At 45.6% G+C, this 16,967-nt stretch carries 14 protein-coding genes; 6 read left to right on the forward strand and 8 right to left on the reverse strand.

The window, feature by feature from the left end; genetic code table 11:
- Positions 1 to 30 precede the first annotated feature (30 nt).
- From DKT73_RS12110 to hemC, 4 genes are read right to left on the reverse strand one after another with little or no spacing between them, the layout of a single operon-like run.
- Positions 31 to 1,260, reverse strand: a complete 1,230-nt coding sequence (locus DKT73_RS12110; protein WP_111638816.1) for a heme biosynthesis HemY N-terminal domain-containing protein — start codon at positions 1,258 to 1,260, stop codon at positions 31 to 33.
- On the reverse strand, positions 1,257 to 2,510 hold the full coding sequence (locus tag DKT73_RS12115; protein WP_111638817.1) for a uroporphyrinogen-III C-methyltransferase: 1,254 nt from the start codon (positions 2,508 to 2,510) through the stop codon (positions 1,257 to 1,259). The genes DKT73_RS12110 and DKT73_RS12115 overlap by 4 nt, the downstream gene beginning before the upstream one ends.
- The gene (locus DKT73_RS12120) at positions 2,503 to 3,264 is read right to left on the reverse strand and encodes a uroporphyrinogen-III synthase (protein ID WP_111638818.1); all 762 of its coding nucleotides are present in this window, start codon (positions 3,262 to 3,264) and stop codon (positions 2,503 to 2,505) included. Before DKT73_RS12120 ends, DKT73_RS12115 begins: the two co-directional genes overlap by 8 nt.
- A 20-nt stretch (positions 3,265 to 3,284) precedes the next feature.
- Positions 3,285 to 4,208, reverse strand: coding sequence for a hydroxymethylbilane synthase (gene hemC, locus DKT73_RS12125; RefSeq protein ID WP_111638819.1), 924 nt, complete (start codon positions 4,206 to 4,208; stop codon positions 3,285 to 3,287).
- Between the two features lie 156 nt (positions 4,209 to 4,364).
- Between hemC and argH the strand changes: the two genes are divergently transcribed.
- Positions 4,365 to 5,765: an argininosuccinate lyase gene (gene argH, locus DKT73_RS12130; RefSeq protein WP_111638820.1), complete on the forward strand. Its 1,401-nt coding sequence runs from the start codon at positions 4,365 to 4,367 to the stop codon at positions 5,763 to 5,765.
- Between the two features lie 216 nt (positions 5,766 to 5,981).
- Here the strand turns inward: argH and DKT73_RS12135 are convergent, their stop codons facing one another.
- On the reverse strand, positions 5,982 to 7,604 hold the full coding sequence (locus tag DKT73_RS12135) for a methyl-accepting chemotaxis protein (protein ID WP_111638821.1): 1,623 nt from the start codon (positions 7,602 to 7,604) through the stop codon (positions 5,982 to 5,984).
- Positions 7,605 to 7,900: 296 nt separating this feature from the next.
- Here DKT73_RS12135 and DKT73_RS12145 point away from each other — a divergent pair, with 296 nt between their 5' ends.
- Both DKT73_RS12145 and DKT73_RS12150 read left to right on the forward strand, forming a co-directional pair.
- Complete coding sequence (locus DKT73_RS12145) at positions 7,901 to 9,067, forward strand: amidohydrolase (protein WP_111638822.1); 1,167 nt, start codon at positions 7,901 to 7,903, stop codon at positions 9,065 to 9,067.
- On the forward strand, positions 9,064 to 9,567 hold the full coding sequence (locus tag DKT73_RS12150; RefSeq protein ID WP_111638823.1) for a GNAT family N-acetyltransferase: 504 nt from the start codon (positions 9,064 to 9,066) through the stop codon (positions 9,565 to 9,567). Before DKT73_RS12145 ends, DKT73_RS12150 begins: the two co-directional genes overlap by 4 nt.
- Before the next feature lie 87 nt (positions 9,568 to 9,654).
- On the opposite strand, the gene DKT73_RS12155 is transcribed toward DKT73_RS12150, so the two are convergent.
- The 3 genes from DKT73_RS12155 to DKT73_RS12165 all read right to left on the reverse strand — a co-directional run bounded on the left by DKT73_RS12155 (position 9,655) and on the right by DKT73_RS12165 (position 13,923).
- Positions 9,655 to 11,364: a SulP family inorganic anion transporter gene (locus DKT73_RS12155; RefSeq protein ID WP_111638824.1), complete on the reverse strand. Its 1,710-nt coding sequence runs from the start codon at positions 11,362 to 11,364 to the stop codon at positions 9,655 to 9,657.
- Between the two features lie 13 nt (positions 11,365 to 11,377).
- On the reverse strand, positions 11,378 to 12,967 hold the full coding sequence (locus DKT73_RS12160) for a bifunctional protein tyrosine phosphatase family protein/NAD(P)/FAD-dependent oxidoreductase (RefSeq protein WP_111638825.1): 1,590 nt from the start codon (positions 12,965 to 12,967) through the stop codon (positions 11,378 to 11,380).
- A gap of 74 nt (positions 12,968 to 13,041) precedes the next feature.
- Complete coding sequence (locus DKT73_RS12165) at positions 13,042 to 13,923, reverse strand: MBL fold metallo-hydrolase (protein WP_111638826.1); 882 nt, start codon at positions 13,921 to 13,923, stop codon at positions 13,042 to 13,044.
- Between the two features lie 226 nt (positions 13,924 to 14,149).
- On the opposite strand from DKT73_RS12165, the gene DKT73_RS12170 reads away from it, so the two are divergent.
- From DKT73_RS12170 to DKT73_RS12180, 3 genes are all read left to right on the forward strand, one after another.
- Positions 14,150 to 15,502, forward strand: a complete 1,353-nt coding sequence (locus DKT73_RS12170; protein ID WP_111638827.1) for a sigma-54 interaction domain-containing protein — start codon at positions 14,150 to 14,152, stop codon at positions 15,500 to 15,502.
- A gap of 137 nt (positions 15,503 to 15,639) precedes the next feature.
- Entirely contained in the window at positions 15,640 to 16,173 is a 534-nt protein-coding gene (locus DKT73_RS12175) for a YbhB/YbcL family Raf kinase inhibitor-like protein (RefSeq protein ID WP_111638828.1), read from the forward strand.
- Positions 16,174 to 16,193: 20 nt separating this feature from the next.
- Positions 16,194 to 16,967 (forward strand): helix-turn-helix transcriptional regulator, encoded by a 774-nt coding sequence (locus DKT73_RS12180; protein ID WP_111638829.1) that lies wholly within the window; start codon positions 16,194 to 16,196, stop codon positions 16,965 to 16,967.

Genomic DNA, 16,967 nt, shown 5'->3' on the forward strand with positions numbered 1-16,967 from the left:
CAAGTAACGGCGTTTTTACAGGGAGTTAAATTACGGCAAGGGTAGGGGTTTTAATTGATTGCTGGCATAACGCAAGTTGATCATCATCAGTTCTTGGCTTGCTTTAGTGTCCCCCATGGCTTTTAGCAAGCGGCTTAATTCTGCAAGTGCTTCACTTTGTGTGTCCAGCGACAAGGCTTGTTCATAATAGTCTCTCGCTTTACCCCATAACATCATAGATTGGCTTAGACGGCCGCAGACAAGGTATAAGTTTGCGCTGGCCGGTTCTTTTTTCAACCAAATTTCACAGTTGCTTAACCGCTTTTTAACGTTATCTAGCTGGATATTGCCGTATTCATAAATTAACGCTTCGGACCATTTATGATTTAAGCTATGGCGAATAAAGCTTTCGGCCTTTGTGTCATCGCCAAAGTGAATCAAGGTTTGAGCGTACAATTGTCGCATTCTGTCATCCTGTGACAAGGTGTCTAGTTTGTTCCATAAACTTTCCACTTCCGCCACGAGATCTTTTTTGTTTTGTCCGAGTTTGTTGCGAAATTTGATTTTATCAAGCAAGGCTAAAAAAGCATTTCTTTCCAGTTCAAGCATATTGTCGTCATCAAAGATACCGTCTTTTTTGAGTGTAGGGGTAAGAGACAGTAAGGCATCCCAATCTTTAAGTTGTGTATAGACAGTGACAAGCATCTTTAAGACTTGCTTGTGCTTTGGTTTTAGCTTTTGCAAACGCAGAAGTGAGGCAAGTGCGCCTTCGTAGTGTTCCTGTTTGATTTGAATCTGACTTTGTGCAAAGCCGATAGCAAATTCCGCTTCGGGCGTTGATTTGTGTGCTAAGCGAAGCAGTGCTTTTGAGCGTTCGGGTTCGTCTTGCTCGCTGGCGGCATAGGCGGCACTGATATAATTTATTAGCGGATAAGGCACCTTTTCAGCGCTATTGGTCAGCAACTTTTCGGCCTTGTTCCAGTTTCCTCCTACCAGCTCTAGCATGCCGCGAATGGTATTACGAGACGCTCGTTTTTGCGCTAGATTCCCCGTGACTTTGGCTAAAGAGTTACTGGGTCTTAGTAAAACAAATAAAATACGCTTTACCCAGCTCATAACAAAGAGAGTGATGATCATAGCGATGATCAAAACCCACAAGCTGGTTTCAAGAGTGACACCATTATAAGCGATAAGGACATAACCACTGTCTTGACGCATGAGCAGACCTAAGACTCCGCCTACCGCCATCATGATAACCAGCAAAAAGAGAAGTTTTCTCATGATTTATCTCCAGGCTCTAGTGGCGTTATGGTGCGATCTTCCATGTCGACTTGAGACGATATGCTGTCTGTAACCACGTCATCGTTTCCGCGTTGGCTCCATGTCTTCATTAACTCTTTCATGGCCACTAATGAATCTCTTGGCATGGGAAGCTCGGGCGCTGGGTTTAATTCTTGCAGTGTGGTTAGGCTGGCCAAAAATGAAACAACTTGGTTAGATTGAGTTTCAAAATGCTCTGTGGTGGCATTGGCGACACGCGATAAGGCCTGTTGATAAATAACCGGCTTGCCCTTTATAAGCGCGACTTGGGCTATGTCCAATTGCAGCTGAATGCCTGTTACTAGTTGCTGATATTGTGCTGGTGGAAGAAGTGCGGTGATGGGTTTGTGATGGTAATTAATCACCACCAATGAACGAATAGACTGCCAAAAGCTCCCCAGTACCGAAGCGATTTTCCCTGTTGCTGTGTCGATAGTGGAATTTTCTGTGGTGACTTTTTCTGCGGCATTGGCTTGCCATTCTTTTGATGGTTCCCGTTGAGGCAAGGATTTAACATTGTCGTATAACGCATTAAGTTTGAGGTAAGCGCCTTCTAAATCAAATTGACTGAGAGACTTTAACGCTTGAATGTCTTTAGCAAGGGCTTTGCGGGTTGCAAAAACGATAGGGTCTTCTAGTGCATTAAGAATGTCGTCCGCGTTGCTAAGAAGCGTGACCGCACCACTGTTATCTGACTCAAGTAATAAACGTTGATTGGCCAGACGTATTAAGTATTCTGCTTCTGCTAATTTCCAATCTTCCTTCGTGGTGTGACTAATTCGGTTGAGCTTAGTCTCAAGCGTGGTCAGTTTGTCGTCTTGTTGTATTTGTGCCGCAGAGAATTGCTCAGTTTGTTTTTGGAGAGTGTGTTCTGAACGAGAAATCTGCTCAATCAGCTGGTTCAGTTGCGCTTTATTAACGGTGTTTGTGTCGATTTTGTTGTCGAGGTTGGTTTGTGCCTCGATCAGCATAGCGATCTCTTTTGGCAGTGTGCTTTGCGTGCTTTGATAATATAGCCATCCACTTGTTGCCAAAGCAATAAGTGAAATTCCGAGTGAAACGGAGGCAAACACGGCGTTATACGATAAAGGTTGCGCCTTTGTTTCAGCGATCGTTGTCGTGTCACTGGACGGAGAATCAGTTTCAGCCGGTGTCTGAATAGCTTCAATAGCGCCGTCTACCTGTTGATCTTGCTTGTTGTTTTCAGTCATGCTGTTTTCCTATGTGAAATTCCGTCGCTTTGATCAAGCTATTATCGTCAGCGCCCTCTGCGCAAGAGGCATGTATCCACCCCATTTCTTTTGCTTGCTGATTGACTCTATCACTGGGGGTCAATATAGGGAGCGTTTTCCACTCGGGCTTATGTTGTGTTGCGTACTCTGAAAGATGATGTAAGCCTTCTCCACTGGTTACCCATATTAAATGTATATCGGGTAACATGAAAAAAGTTTGAGCCGTGTAGTGCGGTTTTTTTCTTTCATACAGAGAAAGGTAACGGACTTTTGCTCCTCTTTCTTCCAGCTTATCGCCTAATTCTGGCCTACCACCTAGACCTCGAATAATTAATACTCTTTGATCTTTCATTTTGGCGGGTTTCAGCCATTCAAGTAGCGTTTCTGTTGTATGTCCAGGATTTGAAATCGCTGGAATGCCAGCGTCCAAAAGTGCTTGTGTTGTGCCTTTTCCGATACCAATCCAATGCACGCCGACAGGCAGCATGGGCCAACAGGCATCTAGCCAATCCGCCGCCAGTCGTGCTGCATTTTTACTGACAAAAATGACATATTGAAACGTATCAATATCAAAAACCTGTGACCGTATGGCGGCTTTTTGCTGCACGTCTTCTACGGGGACTATTTCCAGCATAGGTAAAGGAACCGCTGTCCAGCCATGGGCAAGAATACGTTCACAACTGAACGTATTTTCTGGTTCGGGTCGAGTGATAAGAATATGACAGTCTTGCACCAATGTTTCGCCTATTTTATCTATTTGTATAAGGCGTCAAGAATGACGTCAGCGCCACGAGCCAGTAAGTCGTCAGCTAATTGTACGCCAAGCGACTTGGCATCGTCTTTGTGACCACGTATTTCGCCTTCGATCATGGTTTTGCCGTCTGGGCTGCCCACCAATCCTCTTAGCCAAATCGTGTCGTCCTCTAAGATGGCAAAACACGCAATCGGCGCTTGGCAACCGCCGTTAAGACGCTCGTTTACGGCGCGCTCTGCGGTGACGCGAATGGCCGTTTCTTCGTGTTGCAACGGGGCTAATAGCTGAATGGTTTGCACGTCATCGGAACGGCATTCAATGCCCATAGCGCCTTGGCCGCCAGCCGGGAGGCTGGTTTCTGCTGGAATTCTTTGTTTAATGCGGTCAAACATTTCAAGGCGAACCAAGCCGGCGGTTGCCAGAATAATGGCATCATACTCGCCATCATCCATTCTTCTTAGGCGTGTATTCACATTGCCACGCAGATCTTTGATAACGAGGTCTGGGCGATTCATGCGTAGCTGACAAGAGCGGCGTAAGCTGGATGTACCAACAACCGCACCTTGTGGTAGTTCTTCTAGAGAGGTGACTTTATTCGATACAAAGGCATCGCTTGGGTCTTCGCGTTCGCAGATGACAGCTAAGCCTAGTCCTTCTGGAAAAGCCATTGGCACGTCTTTCATAGAGTGCACAGCAATGTCGGCGCGGCCATCCATTAGAGCGCTTTCGAGTTCTTTGACAAAGAGTCCTTTGCCACCAATTTTGGAAAGGGGAGAGTCTAAAATCTGATCGCCTTTTGTGGTCATGCCAAGCAATTCAACGATCATCTCTGGATAGAGGCTTTCTAGTTGCGCCTTGACGTTATTGGCTTGCCAAAGGGCCAGCTGGCTTTCTCGGGTTGCGATCACAATTTTATCTTTCACTGCATCTCCTCATGACGTGTCGATGGATCAATATCTTACCATTGTTTGTGCTAATGATACTCGCTAAGGCGTACCTCGTCATCTTTCAATGCTTTATAAGTCGAGGCGCTTAATGTACTCTTGGCAACTGTTTGAATTTGTGTGGGAACCAACCGAATGACGGATACTAATAAAACCACGAACCAGCAATGGGGTGGTCGTTTTTCTGAGCCTGTTGATGCGTTTGTCGCGCGTTTTACTGCATCTGTTGAGTTTGATCAACGTATGGCGAAACAGGATATTCAAGGGTCAATTGCCCATGGCAAAATGCTCGCGAGCGTGGGTGTTTTGACAGAAGAAGAACGAGATCATATCATTCAGGGATTGACTGAAATCGAGGGTGAAATTGCCCGTGGCGAGTTTGAATGGTCGGTTGAGCTTGAAGATGTTCACATGAATATTGAAGCGCGTTTGACTCAAAAAATTGGCATTACCGGTAAAAAACTGCATACGGGTCGTTCACGCAATGACCAAGTGGCGACGGATATCCGTCTTTACATGCGTGACGAAGTGGATTTCTTACTAGAGGAAATCACTCGCCTGCAACAAGGGATTTTGAGTTTGGCAGAGAAAGAAGCCAATACCATTATGCCGGGTTTTACGCATTTGCAAACGGCTCAGCCTGTGACCTTTGGTCACCATTTAATGGCTTGGTACGAGATGATGCAGCGCGATTATGAACGTTTAGTGGATTGTCGCAAACGCATTAATATTTTACCGCTTGGCGCCGCTGCGCTTGCTGGTACGACGTACCCAATTGACCGTCATATGACCGCCGAGTTGTTAGGCTTTGAACGCCCAACTTACAACTCGTTGGATTCAGTCAGCGACCGAGACTTTGCCATCGAATTCACCGCCACAGCTTCTATTATTATGATGCACATGTCCCGTTGGGCAGAAGAAATGGTGATGTGGGTGTCGGCTCAGTTTAACTTTATTTATCTGCCAGACCGTTTCTGCACCGGCTCTTCTATCATGCCGCAGAAGAAAAACCCTGATGTGCCTGAGTTAGTGCGCGGTAAAACGGGTCGAGTATACGGTCATCTGATGGGGTTGCTAACCCTGATGAAGTCACAGTGCTTGGCGTACAACAAAGACAACCAAGAAGACAAAGAGCCGCTGTTTGACACAGTGGATACGTTGAAAGGTTCCTTGCGTGCCTTTGCCGACATGATTCCAGCCATTGAATCCCGCAAAGAGCATATGTACGAAGCGGCGCGCCGTGGATTTTCGACAGCAACCGATTTGGCGGATTATCTCGTTCGTCATGGCGTTGCTTTCCGTGATGCCCATGAAGTGGTCGGTAAAGCCGTCGGCTACGGTGTAAAAACCGGCAAAGACTTGTCTGAAATGACCCTAGAAGAACTGCAGTCTTTTGGCAGTATGATCGAAGCTGATGTGTTTGATGTATTGACACTTGAAGGCTCGGTCGCCGCTCGTAATCACATTGGCGGAACCGCCCCTGTGCAAGTACTAAAAGCGGTTGAACGTGCTAAAGCAGATCTTGCGACACGATAAATACGTCTCAGGTCGTGCCATAAGTCGTAAATGATGTAGACATATAAACGAAAAAAGCGAGCTTCGGTTCGCTTTTTTGTTTTTGCGGGTTGGCCTTTAGGGTAACAACCTAAGGGAAACTAGTGCGATCTTAAGGCCTGAATAAAAAACAGAATAAAAAAGGTGCGCATTGGCACACCTTTTTTGACTCTGCTGTTGTAAAGGTAGCAGCAATGGCTAAGCAAAACGAAATTTCTTGATTTGATCGCTTAATGCATCCGTCATGTCAGTGATCATTTTACTGCTCTGTGAAACGTGACGAGAGTCTTCTAGCACTTTTTCTGAGACGGTTCGGATCCCCATTAAACTGTGGTTTATTTCTTCTGCCACCGCGCCTTGTTGTTCTGCCGCTGAAGCAATTTGCATGCTACGGCCAGACACGTCATCAATTTGTTCTAAGATGGTTTTTAGATTTTCAACGGCCATGCCGAGACTGTGCGCCCCTTGGCTGGCTTGCTGAGTACTGGCAGACATGGAGGAGGAAGCCGCTTTCGATTGCTCTTGCAGTTTCTCAATGATGGCTCGTATTTCAACTGTTGATCCTTGAGTACGGCTAGCAAGAGTACGAACTTCATCCGCGACAACAGCAAAGCCGCGTCCAGTTTCGCCTGCGCGAGCCGCTTCAATGGCGGCGTTTAATGCTAATAAATTGGTTTGTTCTGAAATGGCGCCAATCACACCGAGTACAGAGTCAATGTCATTTGTTTGTGCGAGTAACTGGTTAATGACTTCGTTGGCACTGATCATTTTTTGCGTCAAATCTTGAATATTGTTGTTGGTTGTATTGATGTCATGATTGCTTTTTTGAGTTGTGTTATGCGCTGACTGAGACAGGTCAGCCGTATCCTTAGCGTGTTGAGCCACTTGATTAATCGACTGAGACATTTCATTCATGGCAGAAGAAAGTTGCTCAACTTCGAGGAATTGTTGATTCATGCCTTGTTGCGTGTGCATAGAGTTGCTGTGCATGGTTACACAAACCGTTTGCAGTTCTACAATGGCCTGGGCCACTCTTGTGAGTGTGGTGTTAAGCGATGCCGAGACGGTATTGGCGGCACTGGCCAGTAAACCAATTTCATCGCCACGATCCAAATTCAGTTGCTGGGTCATATCACCCTCTGCAATGTGCTGTAGATGAGTCGTCACCAGCTTTAGTGGGCGAGTAATATTTCTTACTGTTATCACACTCAATATTAAGGCAAGCAGAATTAAGCTTGATTCAATGACCGCAGATTGAGTAAAGGTTGACCAAAAATCCGCCTTTACATCGCTGTAAAAAACACCGCTACCAATCAACCAGCCCCAAGGTTGATAGCCTTTTACATAAGAGACTTTCTCTTCCGGTGTCGTCACATTGGGGCCTAAATAAGCGTATTCAACATAGCCTTCATTTTGTTTCTTAACCACATCAACCATGGCTTGCCACTGATGTTTACCATTAGGATCGGTCACATTCTTCATGTTCTTGCCGTTCAATTCAGGCTTTAAAGGGTGCATGACTAAATTTGTGTCCAGGTCATTTACCCAAAAATAACCATCGTCACCAAAGCGCAAAGCGGACAAGGCCGCTAATGCTTGTTTTTTGGCTTCTTCTTCACCTAGGATCGGGGCTTGTGTTGCATAGTAGACGAGTAATGAATGGGCGTTACTTACCTGTTCTTTAACTTGTAGTTTTCGGTTGTCGAGTTGTTCCTTGTATAAACCGCTGTAAGCAATGCCTTCAAATATCACCAGAAGGGCCACCAGTGTACTGATCAATATCCACAATTTCTGACTCACTTTAAGGTTGGTAAGGGGCATATTGTTTCATCCTAGTCATATGTTTTTGAATTACATGGGTATTCAAGCAAGATATTAGCCAAGGTGTGTGACTGGCTGATGAAAAATACGTACTGAGTCGAATAGGTGATTTTTGTCTTGCTTGTTGCGGCACAGGTGATGCTTTTAAAGTAGGCGTTACGTCAGGAAGGAGAACTCTGATGACTTCTTTTGGTGCAACATGACATTTGTTGTTTTATGAGACATTATTGACCTTAGTTAAGCTCATTAAACAGATGTCGACTTCTTCATTTTGATCTCTCAAAACGGACCCAACTATGCCATCTTTAGATTTAAACGAGTTAATTGTGTTACGTAAAACCCTTCATCAGCATCCTGAACTGTCTAATCAGGAGCAAGCCACGGCGGTTCGAATTCTGAATGAGTTTCAGGCTTTCTCGCCGGATGAGATTATTACCGATCTCGGCGGGACGGGTCTGGCGTTTGTGTTTAATGGCGCAGATAGCGGACCAACTACCTTGATTCGCAGTGAGTTGGATGCCTTACCGATTGAAGAAACCAACAATTTTGACCATCGTTCACAGGTAAAAGGCGTGTCTCATAAATGCGGTCATGATGGGCACATGAGCATTGTCACCGCACTGGGGGCGGAATTGGCGAGAAATCGCCCACAGAAGGGTCGTGTTGTGCTGTGTTTTCAACCAGCAGAAGAAACCGGTATGGGAGCGATTCAAGTCGTAAAGGATGCGCGTTTTGTCGATCTTATGCCTGATTATGCTTTTGCATTGCACAATTACCCTAGTCTAGAACTAGGTAAAGTTGCGGTTCGAGCAGGCACGTTTAACTGTGCTTCGAGGGGCATGATTATCCGTTTAAAAGGCAAAACGTCCCATGCAGCGCATCCTGAAAATGGTGTTAGTCCAGCGAATGCCATGTGTAAGATCATCCAAGAATTAAACTCGTTACCAGCAAACATTCCACAACAAGCCGCACTAGGGCGAAACTGGGTAACCGTAATTCATGCTAAGCTGGGGGACATTGCCTTTGGAACGTCTCCAGGTGACGCCGTGGTCATGGTGACGTTGCGCAGTGAAAGTAATGACGGGATGCACACTCTGGTTGAGGAAGCCGAGCGATTCTCTCAAACGGTGGCAAAAAGTGAAAACCTAAGCATTTCGTTTGAATACGATGATGTGTTTCAAGCCAGCGTGAACTCTCAGCTAGGTTGTGATTTGGTGGTCAGTGCCTGTGAAGCCACGCAAACACCTTTTGTCTTGCTTGATGAGCCAATGCGTTGGTCAGAAGACTTTGGTCAGTTTACTGCCACAGCCAAAGAAGGCGCGATGTTTGCTTTGGGTGCTGGGCAATCCAGTCCACAATTGCATAATCCTGATTATGACTTCCCTGATGCTTTGATTCCTATTGGGAACGATTTGTTTTTAGATATTATTCGAAAAATCAATGGCCTGGAGGTGTTAACATGATCCGTTATCGCACTGCGACTTTAGCTGATCTTGTTGATGTAAAAGCTTTGCTTTGGGATCAAGGTCCTAATCAATGGAACTACCTAACCGAAGAGGGTGTTGAGGCTGAGTTTGCTTTGGTTGAGCAAGGTTTGGCGATGGTCATGGTGGCTGTGGATAAAGAGCAGATTATTGGTTTTGCAGTGCTGATGGATGGTGAGGTGGGCCTCGATACCCTTTCTCAGTATTGTACGTTAAGTGAGATTGGTTATATTGGTGACGTTGTGGTGTCTAGTGTGTATGCGGGCCAGGGGATTGCGACGAGACTACTGCAGCTTTGTATTGAAAAATCCAAGCAGAAGGGCGCTCATACAGTATGGATCGAGCGACATGAAGAAAATTTAGCTTCTGCTGGCATGATGAGAAAAGCCGGTTTTCAAATTGTCGATACATTTTATGATCCAGACAAACGATCCGCAGGCTCAAGAAAGACCTCTATTCTTTGTTATACAATACCTTGATGTTGCCCTAGCCCGTTTTACTTGAGCCTTATTGTCAGGTTGAGAGATCCGCAGATAGGAATATTTCTGAACTATTACGCAATACGCCTACGCTTGGGTGATATCTTTAAACGCCTGAAATTGCGATAAATACACTTTGCCAGTGAGGTGTTGCAAAAATCCACTGCATTCTAGATGATCCATAACGGGTCCTTTCACTTCTGAAAGCGAAAGTGTAATGTTCAAGCTGCTAAGTTGAAGATTTAAGGCTTCGAGCATTTCCAAGGCGCTGAAATCAATTTCATTAACCGCACTGCATTGAATAACCACATGATTGATCTCTTTACGCTGACTGATGGTGTCTATGATGTGATCTTCCAAAAAAGTCGCATTGGCAAAGAATAAGCTTTCATCAGGTCGTAAACAGAGTAAGTGAGAAGAGGTTTCCACGTCGTAGCGTTTTACATTGCGGAAGTGTTCAGATCCCTTGATTAAGCCAACTTCGGCTACGTGTGGCTTCGAAGTACGATACAAATGCAAGGCAATCGATAACACTACGCCAGAAGCCACGCCGACTTCCACACCCAGCAATAGGGTAATGATTATGGTGGCGAGTACGGCATAGAAATCACTACGTGAAAACAGCCATGTCTTTTTCAAGATAGAGAAATCGATCAAGGTAGTGACCGCGACAATGATGGTCGCCGCCAATGTGGCCTTAGGCAAAAAGTACAGCATCGGCGTTAATAATAAAGATGCAATCATAATACCTAGAGCCGTCATCACACTGGCAAGCTGAGTTACTGCACCAGCATCAAAGTTGACCACGGAGCGAGAAAATCCCCCTGTCACCGGAAAACCACCTGATATCCCTGAGGCGATGTTGGCGGCACCTAAGCCGATCAGTTCTTGGTTCGGTTTGACTTTTTCCCGTCTTTTGGCGCCTAGTGTTTTCCCTACGGAAATAGATTCCACATAGCCAATGATTGAAATCATCAATGCCGGCAAAGCGAGTTCTTTAATCAGCTCTAGTGAAGGCAAGGTCAATGTCAAACTTGGTAATCCAGCAGGAATATGGCCCGTTATGGCTACCCCGTGGGACTGTAGATCGTACAGATAGACAATCGCCAAGCTAGAAAGCACGCCAAGAATCGGCGCCGTTTTCGCCAACGACGCAGCGGATGCTTCAGGTACTGTTAGCATGATCAAAACTCGCTTGGCGTGACGACGAGCCAGCAGCAAAAATGCGATCACGGAAACGCCAATCACAAAGGTAATTGGCTTAAATTGCTCGATGTTTTCCAACATGGACAACAATTGTGTAACGACGTTGTCGCCATGGGCTTGGATGCCCAGAATGTGCTTTAACTGCCCCAAAGCAATGATGATTCCTGAGGCGGTAATAAAGCCTGAAATCACCGAATGAGAAAGAAAATTAGTGACCATGCCGAGTTTCATTACACCCATGATCATCAACATCACACCAGATAGGAGAGCAAGAGTGATGGCACCTGTCAGGTAACTTGCTGTGCCTTGTTCGGCAATGACGGCAAGTGCCGTCGCCGTCATCAGTGACGCCACAGCAACAGGGCCAACAGATAAAGTGGTGCTTGTTCCAAACAGTGCGTATAAAACCAAAGGCAAAATACTGGAATATAAGCCCACTTCTGGCGGTACCCCAGCCAGCATGGCGTAAGCCAGCGACTGAGGAATCAGCAACATAGTGACGATGAAAGCCGCCGTGGCGTCTTGGCTGAACTGGCTGCGATTATAGGTCGTTAACCAAGACAGAGCAGGAATGAAACGAGCAATGGTCATCTTAAATCTCTCATTACTTACGCATTGTCGGTTTAACGAACCATTCATGGCCTTTCAGCATACCGTGCCAGTAGAACGGAGGCAGTAAATCTTCTTTGAGCATCCAAGCAAGATAGGTGGGTTTGGTGCCATCGTTAAGCCATTTCGGGAAGGTGGGTAGTAGCTTTCCGCCGTAACTAAATTCCGCTAAAACAATCTTGCCGCGCTCTACAGTCAGTGGGCAGGAGCCGTAGCCGTCGTAAATGGCGCTTATGGTCTTTCCATCAATGGCATCGGCAATGTTTTGTGCCACGACTGGCGCTTGTTTGCGAGCTGCTGCCATGGTTTTTGCGTTTGGTGTGTTGCTGACATCACCCAGTGACCAGATGTTTTTGAACTGGGTGTGTTGCAAGGTTTCCTTATCCACATCCACCCAACCAGCCGCATCCACCAATGGGCTATTGCGGATAAAGTCTGGTGCCGTCTGAGGTGGACAAACATGCAGCATATCGAACTCGGTCTCAATGATGGTTTTTTCACCGTCTTTGTTTATGGTGGCGAAATAGGCGCGTTTATTCGGGCCGTCCACCTTCACTAAGTTGTGAGTGAAGTGAGTATTCACTTGGTACTTTTGAATATAACTTTCTAGCGCCGGAACATAGTCCGCAACGCCAAATAATACCGCCCCAGCGTTGTAAAATGAGACATGGATGTCTTTCAGTTTGTCGTTTTTCAGCCAATGGTCACAAGACAAATACATGGCTTTTTGTGGCGCGCCTGCGCATTTGATTGGCATGGGCGGCTGGCTGAATACGGCTTTGCCACCCTTTAGATTTTTCACCAGTTCCCACGTATAAGGCGCCAAGTTGTAACGATAGTTTGAAGTCACACCATTACGCCCCAACGTGTCTGATAAGCCCTCAATGGCATCCCAGTTAAGTTTAATCCCCGCCGCTACGACCAAATATTGATAGGCAATGATTTGGCCGTTTTCGAGCATAACTTGATTGTCATTCGGCAAGAAGGTTTGTACGGCTTCTTTTAGCCATGTGGTGTGGGCGGGAATCACGTCGGCCATGTTGCGGCGCGTATTGGCTGCTTTAAACACACCACCGCCAACCAGCGTCCAGCCAGGCTGGTAAAAATGGCTGTCGGCTGGATCAATTAAGCAGATTTTCAACCCAGGTTTACGCTTTAATAAACTGGCGGCGGTCGAAATACCCGCCGAGCCTGCACCAACCACGACAACATCATATTGAGCATCTGCCTTACTGTTGTTTATAGTAGCGCTTGCCATTGACTCTTGAGCAGCCTGCCAAATCTGGCTTGAGCGGTTGCCAGTACGGCAGTAGGCGTGAATATTATCAGCATTTTTAATCGCCGCCTGAAAGGCTGTGACATCAGATGCAGTCATTTGCCCGCCAGCAAAAGGGATATGCTCAGCGTGAAGGTTCTTTTCTTTCGCATAAGCGGCCACTTCGGAAAACGGCAGTTGTCCTTCTTCTTCCCCATCGGGTCGGTTACAGATGATAAGCGTAACGCCCGAAGCGGCTAACGTGTCTATGTCTTCTAAGCGGATTTGCTCAGAAACGGAATAGTTGTCTGTGATTATTTTGCGTAACATGGCTGTTCTCTCTTTTTATCATGTCACCGACTAAAGTGAGGTGACTTATTGTTTTTGTTGGTAAGAGCTACGATTTATTTAAACGCATTCAACGGAATCTTTAAGTAAGACAAACCATTATTTTCTGGCTCTGGCATGTGTCCTGCTCTCATATTGATTTGCAGAGATGGCAAAATAAGGCGAGGCATGGCCAAGGTTTTGTCGCGGGTTTCACGCAATTCCACAAAGGTTTCTTTGCTGATGCCTTTTTTGACATGAATGTTTAATGCACGTTGGGCTTTGACGGTCGTTTCGTATTCCAACTCACGGCCATTTGGACAATAGTCGTGACACATGAAGATACGGTGATCTTCTGGCAAGGCTAAAATTTTCTGTACCGAATCGAACAAGGTTCCCGCATCACCGCCGGGGAAGTCAGCACGGGCCGTACCTGCATCTGGCATAAACAAGGTGTCACCAACAAAAACGGCATCACCTAATACATGGGTGAAGCAAGCGGGTGTATGGCCAGGAGTATGAAGCGCAGTGCATAACATCGAGCCAACTTGATAGTGCTCACCGTCATGAAACAGATGATCGAATTGTGAACCATCCAGTTTAAACTCAGTGCCTTCGTTGAATATTTTGCCAAAGGTGTCTTGTACTATGGTGATTTGTTCACCAATGCCTATTTTGCCGCCCACTTTGCTTTGAATGTAAGGCGCAGCAGAAAGATGGTCGGCATGGACATGAGTTTCAATGAGCCATTCCACTTTCAGTTTGTGTGTGGTGACGTACTCAATAATGCTGTCGGCGCCTTTGTAAGATGTGCCGCCAGAGGCATAGTCGAAATCGAGTACGCTATCAACAATGGCGCAGCTTGAGGAGGTGGGATCTTTAACCACATAGGAAAAGGTGTTGGAGTCTTTATCGAAAAACGCCGCTACTTCAGGTTTGGTCACTATCGTATTTGTCATGTTTCACCTCGTATCTAATTTTCCATACACTCAAATGATTTTCTCATTTGCTGGTTTAATAACTCTAATAGAGCAGAAAGTGTGCCAAGGTTTTTTGATTTTCTTAAGTTATTGAAATATATGTTTTTAATTTAAAAATAAAAATTTCTAATTAAATTAGAATTGACTAATGTAGAGTCTATTGTCATATTTGACTTAATTTTTTGACAAAAATGGCAATCTCTTTATGAACATCATCGCGTCTGATTCCTCTTCTTTTGATGGTCTAGCCAGTATGTTAGAGGGCTATGATTGTCCAGCCATTTTAGTGTCGGTGGATTACCGAATTCTTGCCATTAATCAGCATTACCGAGATGAATTTGGGGAGGTTCCTTTGCAGCAAAATAAACGCTGTTTTGAAGTCTCCCATGGGTTTAATGTGCCTTGTGATGAAGCGGGGGAAGATTGTCCTCTGTCGGCTACCTTGCTATCTGGGCGTAAGGAACGTGTACTGCATATTCATCAAACCCCCAGAGGTAAAGAGCACGTGGATGTTGAAATGCTGCCGATTCATGACAGCCAAGGACAGCTGCTGTTTTTTGTCGAGTTACTTCGCTCTGTGTCGGTGGCGAGCGTACAAGGCAGCGGCAACAAACTGGTGGGTTCGAGTAAAGCGTTTAACCGCATGTTGGAAAAAATCACTCGAGTGAGTGATAGTGATGCCTCTGTTTTACTGCTTGGAGAATCCGGTAGTGGTAAAGAGCTGGTCGCGCACGCTGTTCATCAGGGCGGTCATCGAGCGAACAACGCCATGGTGACATTAGAGTGCGCTGGGCTGACGGATTCTTTATTTGAAAGCGAGCTATTTGGCCATGTCAAAGGCTCGTTCACTGGGGCACACAGCAACCGCGTTGGCTTAGTTGAATTGGCTAATGGCGGCACACTGTTTTTGGACGAAATTGGCGATGTCCCCTTATCAATGCAAGTGAAACTATTGCGACTCATTGAAACGGGGGCATTTCGTCCCGTTGGCTCTTCCACCGTCAAGCACACTAATTTTCGATTAATTTGTGCCACGCATAAAAACCTCGCGCAAATGGTGAAAGCAGGCGAGTTTCGTCAAGATTTATACTATCGGATCAACGTGTTTCCTATTCATGTGCCTTCCTTACGAGAACGCCAAGACGACCTCGTTTTGTTGACCAACACCTTGTTAAAGCGCCTTAGTAAACGTAAGGAATATCATTTGACAGACACGGCGATGCAGGTGTTAAAGCAATATAATTTTCCGGGCAACATTCGTGAACTGAACAACATTCTTAATCGAGCGACTCTTTTAACCGATACAAACTTGATTGAACGCAGCACCATTGAGGAATGCTTGGAGATCGATCGCGAACTTGATTCACTGACGGTGTCTTTATCTTCGTTGCCTTCATCCAGTGTCAGTCGCCTTGGTGAAGGCGGCGAGTGGCTGGACCTAAAAGCCGCGGAAAAACGTTATCTGTCTGAACTGATGGCGTTTTACCAAGATGACAAAGAGCAAGTCGCCAAGATCGCTGGCATTAGTTTGAGATCCTTGTATCGGAAGTTGGAATAGTTGTTTTTTCAGGATGTTTTACATAAAGTATCAAAAAAAATGCTTTATGGTTTAAATAAGATACTTGTGGTCGAGTTTGTGTCGCTATGAATCCTTACTATAACGACTCTAAAGGTTGAAACAGTAAGGTGAAGATTATGAAAAAAGTATGTCTTATAACAGCTGCTTTGGGTGGCCTAGTGTCAACAAGTGGTTATGCATTTGAGCTGACAAGCCAAGATATTCAAGAGGGACAGAAGATACCGCAAGCGTTTGAGTTTGACGGTTTTGGTTGTTCAGGATCGAATAAATCCCCACAACTGCAGTGGATCGATGCGCCAAAAGGCACGAAAAGTTACGCTATTACTGTGTACGATCCAGACGCTCCATCAGGCAGTGGTTGGTGGCATTGGTCGGCGTTTAATATTCCGGCTTCTATTACGTCTTTGGCTCAAGGTGCAGATTTAACTAAGCTTGGCGCGACAGAACTGAAATCAGATTACGGTAGCGTTGGTTTTGGCGGTGTTTGTCCTCCTCAAGGTGATAATATGCATCGCTATCAATTTACTGTTTGGGCGTTGCCTGTCGAAAAGCTGGATTTAAGCGCAGACGTATCCGCTGCATTAGCAGGCTTTACTGTCCGCAGCATGGCAATTGGCAAGGCTGTGCTAGTTGCGCCTTATAACCGTTAATTATCTATCTAGGAGTAAAAATGCGTCCTGCTTTTAAGGTCAGTCAAATGTATGGTCAGCAAACACAGCGACTGCGCAATGTGGCCATTCTTACTCCTAGTCTTTTCAAAATTCGTTCAGGGCGCAAACGTTTATTTTGGCAGGATGATGTGTTGGACTTTGATGCCTCAACATTATTATTAACGAAAGCAGGACAACAACTGACGTTTGAAAATGAGCCAAGTAAAGAACGCTTTTTGTCCGTGCAGATGATTTTTTTATTGCCGCCTGCAGAAGACATGATACAGATGAGCATTAAGGTAGCTAAGAATGAATGCTCGCCACGTTTTAAACCTAATCGTTCAGTGATGGCGAGTCTCGACTTCTTGTTGGAATTAGATACACAGAGTGTGAGTGAAACGACTCAGGCGTATTGGTTAAATGGCTTTTACCAGCAATTGGCTGAAGCGGGTAAACTGCATCTTATCTTTGAAGGGCATTCAGTTTCTTTTGAACAAAAAATCACCGAGCTTTTACAACAAGCACCATGGCAAGATTATCAATTGGATCAAGTTGCCACGCATTTTTCGATGAGTCGGGCAACTTTGATTCGTCGTTTAAAAGAAGAAAATACGCAGTTTAGAACCTTGCTGACCCGAGTACGTATGAATCATGCTCTTAGCCTGATGCAACAAGGTTACCGCCAACAAATAGACATTGCTGTGCGTTGTGGTTACCAGTCTCAAGAGCGATTTAGCCAGCGCTTTTATAAGTCGTTTGGGATTACGCCAAGTCAGTATATAAGGACGCTTTAA

It is taken from the genome of Marinomonas shanghaiensis (assembly GCF_003259175.1).
Lineage (GTDB): Bacteria > Pseudomonadota > Gammaproteobacteria > Pseudomonadales > Marinomonadaceae > Marinomonas > Marinomonas shanghaiensis.

Excerpts from the sequence above, each read along its gene's own strand:
- DKT73_RS12110 (WP_111638816.1), bottom strand. The coding sequence starts at position 1,260 with ATGAGAAAACTTCTCTTTTTGCTGGTTATCATGATGGCGGTAGGCGGA.
- DKT73_RS12135 (WP_111638821.1), bottom strand. The coding sequence starts at position 7,604 with ATGCCCCTTACCAACCTTAAAGTGAGTCAGAAATTGTGGATATTGATC.
- argH (WP_111638820.1), top strand. The coding sequence starts at position 4,365 with ATGACGGATACTAATAAAACCACGAACCAGCAATGGGGTGGTCGTTTT.
- DKT73_RS12170 (WP_111638827.1), top strand. The coding sequence starts at position 14,150 with ATGAACATCATCGCGTCTGATTCCTCTTCTTTTGATGGTCTAGCCAGT.
- DKT73_RS12160 (WP_111638825.1), bottom strand. The coding sequence starts at position 12,967 with ATGTTACGCAAAATAATCACAGACAACTATTCCGTTTCTGAGCAAATC.
- DKT73_RS12165 (WP_111638826.1), bottom strand. The coding sequence starts at position 13,923 with ATGACAAATACGATAGTGACCAAACCTGAAGTAGCGGCGTTTTTCGAT.
- DKT73_RS12180 (WP_111638829.1), top strand. The coding sequence starts at position 16,194 with ATGCGTCCTGCTTTTAAGGTCAGTCAAATGTATGGTCAGCAAACACAG.
- DKT73_RS12175 (WP_111638828.1), top strand. The coding sequence starts at position 15,640 with ATGAAAAAAGTATGTCTTATAACAGCTGCTTTGGGTGGCCTAGTGTCA.
- DKT73_RS12150 (WP_111638823.1), top strand. The coding sequence starts at position 9,064 with ATGATCCGTTATCGCACTGCGACTTTAGCTGATCTTGTTGATGTAAAA.
- DKT73_RS12155 (WP_111638824.1), bottom strand. The coding sequence starts at position 11,364 with ATGACCATTGCTCGTTTCATTCCTGCTCTGTCTTGGTTAACGACCTAT.
- DKT73_RS12115 (WP_111638817.1), bottom strand. The coding sequence starts at position 2,510 with ATGACTGAAAACAACAAGCAAGATCAACAGGTAGACGGCGCTATTGAA.
- DKT73_RS12145 (WP_111638822.1), top strand. The coding sequence starts at position 7,901 with ATGCCATCTTTAGATTTAAACGAGTTAATTGTGTTACGTAAAACCCTT.